Origin of the sequence: Sphingobacterium wenxiniae, from assembly GCF_900116225.1 — a bacterium.
Lineage (GTDB): Bacteria > Bacteroidota > Bacteroidia > Sphingobacteriales > Sphingobacteriaceae > Sphingobacterium > Sphingobacterium wenxiniae.
In genome coordinates this window covers 171,023-178,049 of the sequence record NZ_FOZZ01000008.1, presented here as the reverse complement: position 1 = coordinate 178,049, position 7,027 = coordinate 171,023, and the positions used below count along the sequence as shown (strand labels likewise).

7 protein-coding genes are annotated in these 7,027 nt (G+C 41.2%); 4 read left to right on the top strand and 3 right to left on the bottom strand.

Translation table 11 applies throughout. The features are described 5' to 3' along the window. Nucleotides 1–193: 193 nt before the first annotated feature. The 3 genes from prfA to BM375_RS12055 form a co-directional block, all read right to left on the bottom strand. Complete coding sequence (prfA, locus tag BM375_RS12065; RefSeq protein ID WP_093366396.1) at nt 194–1,267, bottom strand: peptide chain release factor 1; 1,074 nt, start codon at nt 1,265–1,267, stop codon at nt 194–196. A gap of 77 nt (nt 1,268–1,344) precedes the next feature. After that, a complete protein-coding gene (locus BM375_RS12060) occupies nt 1,345–1,674 on the bottom strand; it encodes a DMT family transporter (RefSeq protein WP_093366406.1) in 330 nt (109 codons plus the stop codon). A 136-nt stretch (nt 1,675–1,810) separates the two neighbouring features. After that, nucleotides 1,811–2,632 carry a glycogen/starch synthase gene (locus BM375_RS12055; protein ID WP_093366394.1) on the bottom strand — a complete coding sequence of 274 codons (822 nt, stop codon included), beginning with the start codon at nt 2,630–2,632 and terminating at the stop codon, nt 1,811–1,813. Between the two features lie 141 nt (nt 2,633–2,773). On the opposite strand from BM375_RS12055, the gene panC reads away from it, so the two are divergent. The 4 genes from panC (at nt 2,774) to BM375_RS12035 (ending at nt 6,951) form a co-directional block, all read left to right on the top strand. Then, nucleotides 2,774–3,622, top strand: a complete 849-nt coding sequence (gene panC, locus BM375_RS12050; RefSeq protein ID WP_093366393.1) for a pantoate--beta-alanine ligase — start codon at nt 2,774–2,776, stop codon at nt 3,620–3,622. 37 nt (nt 3,623–3,659) lie between these two features. Continuing rightward, the gene (gene panD, locus BM375_RS12045) at nt 3,660–4,010 is read left to right on the top strand and encodes an aspartate 1-decarboxylase (RefSeq protein ID WP_093366391.1); all 351 of its coding nucleotides are present in this window, start codon (nt 3,660–3,662) and stop codon (nt 4,008–4,010) included. 40 nt (nt 4,011–4,050) lie between these two features. Continuing rightward, nucleotides 4,051–4,416, top strand: a complete 366-nt coding sequence (locus BM375_RS12040; RefSeq protein WP_139227589.1) for a hypothetical protein — start codon at nt 4,051–4,053, stop codon at nt 4,414–4,416. Nucleotides 4,417–4,605: 189 nt separating this feature from the next. Then, a complete protein-coding gene (locus BM375_RS12035) occupies nt 4,606–6,951 on the top strand; it encodes a TonB-dependent receptor (protein WP_093366388.1) in 2,346 nt (781 codons plus the stop codon). Nucleotides 6,952–7,027: the final 76 nt, after the last annotated feature.

Sequence of the window (7,027 nt, the reverse complement as noted above, 5' to 3'; positions counted from 1 at the left end):
ATGACAGGCATGTATTCTAACCAGCTGAACTACCAGACCTTTATTTCCTTTTAAATATCTCTTTTTTAAGAACGATTTGAAGTTTGACTTCTTTTCTCGATCTGCAATACTACCAGACCTAATCCCTTTCTCGTTTGAAGGTGTGCAAATATAGGCGTATTTTGCGGAATGCAAAAACTTTTTTTCAAAAAATTTACTCCACTGTACCCTCTTTCATTTTCTCTGCATTCTCCGCAAATTGCAATGCATCGATAATACCCTGAATATCACCATCCATAACCGCTGGAAGGTTATACATCGTCAATCCGATACGGTGTTCCGTTACACGGCCTTGCGGATAATTATATGTACGAACTTTCGCCGAACGGTCACCTGTGGACACCATCGTCTTACGTTTTGCCGCTACATCACCATGTTTTTTCTGCACCTCAAGCTCGTACAATTTATTACGAAGCATATCCATAGCCAGTTCACGGTTAGCCAACTGCGAACGCTCTACTTGACATACGACCACAATTCCAGTTGGCTTGTGCGTCAGCTGTACTTTGGTTTCCACTTTGTTCACGTTCTGTCCACCAGCACCACCAGAACGCGAAGTCTGCATTTCTATATCACCAGGATTTAGTTCCACATCCACGTCTTCTGCTTCCGGCAATACCGCAACAGAGGCTGCAGATGTATGTACACGACCTTGTGTCTCTGTATCTGGTACACGTTGAACACGGTGTACTCCTGATTCGTATTTCAACTGCCCATAAACATCCTCACCAATAACTTTCAGGATAACCTCTTTATAACCTCCAGATGTTCCTTCAGTAACATCCATTACTTCATTCCGCCAACCCTTAGTCTCAAAATAGCGTGTATACATGCGGTATAAATCGCCAGCAAACAACGCAGCTTCATCTCCACCGGTTCCGCCACGGATTTCAATAATGGCATTTTTCGCATCCTCAGGGTCTTTCGGAATCAACATTAAACGGATTTCCTCTTCCTTCTCCTCTTTTTCTGTCAAGAGTAAGTCTAATTCTTCCTTAGCCATTTCCCGCAATTCCTGATCCTTCTCATTAGCCAAAATATCCTTATTCGTTTCGATATTGCTAACTATATTTTTATAGATATGGTATTGCTCTACGATTTTTGATAAGTCCTTATATTCTTTGTTAAGCTTAGCAAATCGCTTCATGTCATTAATGGTGGCAGGGTTGCTTAATTCAGCTTCCACTTCTTCCCATCGTTCTTTTATGGCTTGTAATTTTTCTAACATATTGTTATGTTGCTATTAAATAAACAGAAAAACGCATTTTCTGCTTTGTAAGCACAAAAGTACGGATTTTTTTGGTATTAATGCGAGGAAACCGCTTTCAACCCTACAATAGAAGCAATCAACGTGAAGATGAAAAATACACGCCAAAAGTCTGCTGGTTCTTTGAACACAAGAATTCCTACCAGAACCGTACCAACAGCACCAATACCAGTCCATACAGCATAGGCTGTGCCTAAGGGCAATGTTTGCGTAGCTTTCATCAACAGGATCATACTTACTGTCAAACACACACCAAAGGCACCGTACCACAGGTACATCTCAGTCCCAGTGGCTTGTTTTGCTTTTCCCAAACAAGAGGTAAAGCCTACTTCAAATAGGCCAGCGATAATCAAAATAATCCAGTTCATTTGTTTCTTCTTTAGGACAAAGATCGGCATTCTAGAGACGAAAGCTTTTTACAAATGATAAAAAACATAAAAAGTGCGATAAAACTTATCGCACTCCTACTATTAATCAATTTAAACCTAAATTATGAAAAAAATCTTATACTGTTTCTGCATCTACAGGAGCATACTCATCAAAAACTTCAGAAAAGCCTTCATAATCTTTATCTCCATCTGGCGTAAAGCTACGGATGCCCAGTTCTTCCACATAGGCTTTCAATTCTGGGTTAACCTTGTCGTCAGCAAATACCGCAACATCTGTGTACGAAAGTGCTCCTTTATATAAGTCTACATACGAACCATCACCATAATAAGCAGCTTCCTCCGCACCCATATCCTCTTGTGTAGCCATTTCAGCATATTTGCTACCTATTGAATCAAAATCCTCATCGCCATAGAGCGAGTACATAACCTTTGCATCTTTAAAAGTTGGGTCATCTTTATAAGCTGTTTTTAAATACGCCGGTACCATTGCAGCAAACCACCCGTGGCAGTGTACCACATCCGGCGACCAACCCAATTTCTTAACCGTCTCTAAAGCTCCCTTGCAAAAGAATAACGATCGTTCGTTATTATCTTCAAAAAACTTCCCTTTGTCATCACGAAAAACTTTTTTCCGCTGGAAATACTCTTCATTATCCAAAAAGTAAACCTGCATACGCGCAGCTGGTAATGAAGCCACTTTAATGATTAGCGGATTGTCATTGTTATCCACAACGATGTTCATTCCCGACAACCTTATCACTTCGTGAAGCCTATTTCTACGCTCATTGATATTCCCGAAACGAGGCATAAGGATACGGATTTCAAATCCTTTCTCTTGCATCGCTTGCGGTAGTTGCCGTGTGATTTCAGAAATCTTGCTTATTTCGAGGAAAGGCGACATCTCATGGGTTACAAACAATATTTTCGTTTTTGCCATCTCCAATTATTTTTTTATTAAACAGAAAAATCGGTTTACAAAGATACATATATTTTAGGGATTTTACAATCCCTTAGTTTCCATAGCTTTATAATCACAGATTATTTATGCATTTTTGCACCCTCATTTTATTGTTTATCCGTGAAAACAGTCGAGACAAAAAAAGAGCTTCAAGGCTACCTCAAAGACCTCCGGAATACCGGAAGGAAAATCGCTTTGGTGCCCACTATGGGCGCTCTACATGAAGGACACCTTTCCTTAATCAAGGAAGCACAACAGATTGCCGACATCGTGGTCTGTAGTATTTTTGTGAACCCTACACAGTTCAACGACCCTAAAGATCTAGAAAAATATCCCCGTCCTATAGAAAATGATTTGAAACTATTGAGGCAGGCTCATTGCGATGTCGTCTTTATGCCAACAGTGCAGGAAATGTATCCATCTAACGAACCAGAATGGCATATTGACCTTGGTACTTTAGACAAAGTATGGGAAGGGGAAAAGCGACCGGGTCACTTCCAAGGTGTTACACAAGTCGTTTACAAATTATTTAATCTGGTTCTGCCGGATGTGGCTTGTTTCGGGCAAAAAGATTTCCAACAAATCATGGTTATTCAACACATGGTAAAGATAAAGGAACTCCCAGTAGAGATCCATATCTGTCCTACGGTGAGGAATACCCAAGGTCTCGCGCTAAGCTCGCGGAACACGCGCCTCAGCAATGATGGACTAAAAAAAGCTCTTGTCCTATTCCGCGCGCTCACTTATATAAAAGAACATATCAGAAAAGAGTCACCAGCTGTACTGAAGGAAAAAGCGTTGGGAATTCTACAGCAAGAAGGAGATGTTACAGTGGAGTATCTCGCCATCTGTGAAAGTGCTTCCTTGCAAGAAGTTGAGCAGATTATCCCCGGAAAAAGCTATGTAGCTTTATTAACAGCTTGGATAGAAGGTGTTCGGTTGATTGACAATATGGTGTTGGAACATTGAAATCTTACAATCCAAAAAAAATAGGTAATTTTGCATTATGATTATTGAAGTAATGAAATCAAAGATTCATCGTGTGCGGGTAACGCAAGCAGAATTGAATTATGTGGGAAGTATTACGATAGATGAAGATTTGATGGAGGCCGCAAATATAATGGCCAATGAGAAGGTACAAATTGTGAACAACAATAATGGTGCACGATTGGAGACTTATGTAATCCCCGGAGAACGTGGCACAGGGACTATTTGCCTCAATGGTGCAGCAGCTCGATTAGTCCAGGTTGGCGATGTTATCATCATCATTTCCTATGCTTGGCTGACCACAGAGGAAGCCAGAAATCACAAACCGGCATTGGTTTTTCCCGATGATAACAATAAATTAATTCGTTAATCTACCAGACATTCTATAATTTTATAGCGCTGATAAATACGTGTATAGACTGACGAACACATACCGCTCCATTATAGCCGCTGCCCTCAGCGTATGGATGCTGATGATTATCATCAGTGGTATTGTCTTTATACACAAAGAAGTAACCTCTACGGGTGAGGTCATTATCCACATCCACCCTTACGACTTTACACAAAAAAACAAAAAACACCACCATAAATCGGATTCCGAGATACAATACCTCAACGTAGTATTTACCGGAACATACTTGGCTACAGCCAATTTTGTTTTCGAACAGGCGCCAACACCTTTCGAGTATCATATCGATTATGCCGAGTTATTGGTGAGCTATACCTTTCGAAAAGCATTCCACCCTAATCTTCGCGGACCTCCTTCCATAGCTTAAATATAATTACAACAGTTTTCTGATAATAGGATCTTCGGAACAGTTTCCGTATATCCTAGTTGGCTATGTGACTATATAATATGGTACATAGCAGTATTATAATTTAATGCTATTACTTAGACGACGTGTGTATGTGTGTATCTCCATATATAAGCAGGTATACTATACACACAACATTATAAAATTTATATGACAAAGAACTACATTGGTCTTCTTTTGACCATTCTATATATATGCCCCATTACCCTTTTGGCACAGATAAAAATACAGGGTAAAATAACCGATGCTGACAATAAGCCTATTGCAGCTGCGACCATCTTGGTCGAGGGAGCAGGAATAGCAACTTCATCCGATGTCTCCGGCAATTTCGTGCTAGAAAACATCAAAAGCACTTCAGCAACATTGATTACCCGTGCTGTAGGCTATCAAACCAACCGTACCAGCATCAAACCTCCTCAGGACTTATCCGACATTAAAATAACATTATTAGAGGACAATCTTAGTCTGAACGAAGTCGTTGTAAGTGCTACGCGCTATGGGTTAGATCGTCGCGAAGCACCTGTAGTGGTGAATGTGCTTGGTCCAAAACTTTTCAACGCCACCCAATCGGTAGCCATGTCCGAGACATTGAATTATCAACCCGGTGTACGTGTTGAAAACAATTGCCAAAACTGCGGATTTTCTCAAGTACGCCTGAACGGATTAGACGGAGCCTATTCACAGATTCTCATCAACAGCCGTTCGGTATTCAGCGCACTGAACAGCGTGTATGGTTTGGATCAAATTCCAACCAGTATGATAGACCGCATTGAGGTGGTACGTAGTGGAGGTTCTGCCCTATTTGGAGCTAATGCCATCGCAGGTACAATCAACATTATCACCAAAGATCCTATCGAGAATGATTGGCAAATCAAGTCTACCAATTCTTTAATTGACGGCAAAGCTTGGGACAATACCCTTGATTTTAACACCTCCTATGTAGAAGAAGACCTCATGACCGGTGTAACGTTCTATGGTATGCATCGTGATAGACAAGCTTGGGATGCCAATGGTGATGGCTTCTCCGAAATCACAAAACTGAAAAATACCACTTTCGGGACAAAAGCCTTTTTCAAACCTTCTGAATACAATAAAATTACACTGGATTTAAGTGTCTTAAGCGAATTCCGAAGAGGTGGAGACCGTTTAGCGTTAGCACCACACTTTACAGACATCACCGAACAGTTACAAACCAATTCCTTAATAGGCGGACTTACCTACGATCAATACTCCAAAGACTGGAAACATAAATTCTCTTTGTATGCATCTGCACAAAAAACAAAACGTGATAGCTATTACGGTGGTTTAGGTGGTTCTACCGCCCCTCAAGACAGCCTAATAGCAGCAAACGCCTATGGTGTTACAGATGACTTCGCTATGGTGGCTGGAGGTCAATACACCTATAACTTCGAGAAAGACGTATTTACGGCAGGGGTAGAATTCAATGCGAATAAAACAGAAGATGAAATCGCTGGATACAACCGTATCATAGACCAGAAAACACACGGAGTGGGGCTATATGCCCAATATGAATGGAAAGTAATAGACCCACTAAAAATGTTATTGGGTGCACGGTATGACCATACCCATGTAGATGGCAAATACACTTTATTAAACAATCAAAGATCGTCCGAACAGAACTTTGGAACATTTAGCCCTCGTTTTACGCTACTATACGATATCACGCCTGAATTGCAGTTCAGAGGAGGGTATGCTAGAGGCTTCCGTGCACCGCAAGCCTTTAACGAAGATATGCATGTCACTTCTATTGGGGGAGACCAAGTGTTTGTATTAATTGGCAAAGATCTCGAAACAGAGTACTCCAATGCTTATACGGGTTCCTTCAACTATACGCGCAATTTTGGGCGCACCCAGACCAGTCTACTTATTGAAGGTTTTTATACAGACCTACAGAATCCATTCACCACCGTGATGACATCACAGGAGGACAACATCATCTTGCGGGAGATGCGCAATGGAGCAGGCTCTAAGGTCTATGGAACAAATATCGAATTAAGTGTTGCTCCGTCAAATGCGCTCACCATTCAGGCGGGAGGAACTATACAACGTTCTAAATACAAAGAAGCTCAGGTTATCTATGAAGCAGAAGACCCCGGCAATGATATTTCCACTTTCCGTTATATCCGTACCCCGAATGCCTACGGATATCTAAATACCAATATAAAGGCTAGCAAGCAATTCGCCATTGATCTAACCGGCGTTTACACGGGCAGTATGGTGGCAACACATTATCAACCCGACGAGACCATGTTGCTAAAAACGACCAAGGATTTTGCCGAATTGAACCTACGGTTAGGTTATACTTTTGCCGTGAGAAACAATTTCAATATAGAGCTTTTTGGCGGTATCCAGAACATGTTTAATGCCTTCCAGAAAGATTTTGACAAAGGCCCCCTTCGTGATTCAGACTATGTCTATGGACCAACGAAGCCTCGCACCTTTACTTTTGGCATCAAGATTGGACATTTTCATTGATATTTATAATCATCGTAGAGACGTTGCACTGTGTCTCGTCAGAGCCGAGACACAGTGCAACGTCTTTACAAAAGAA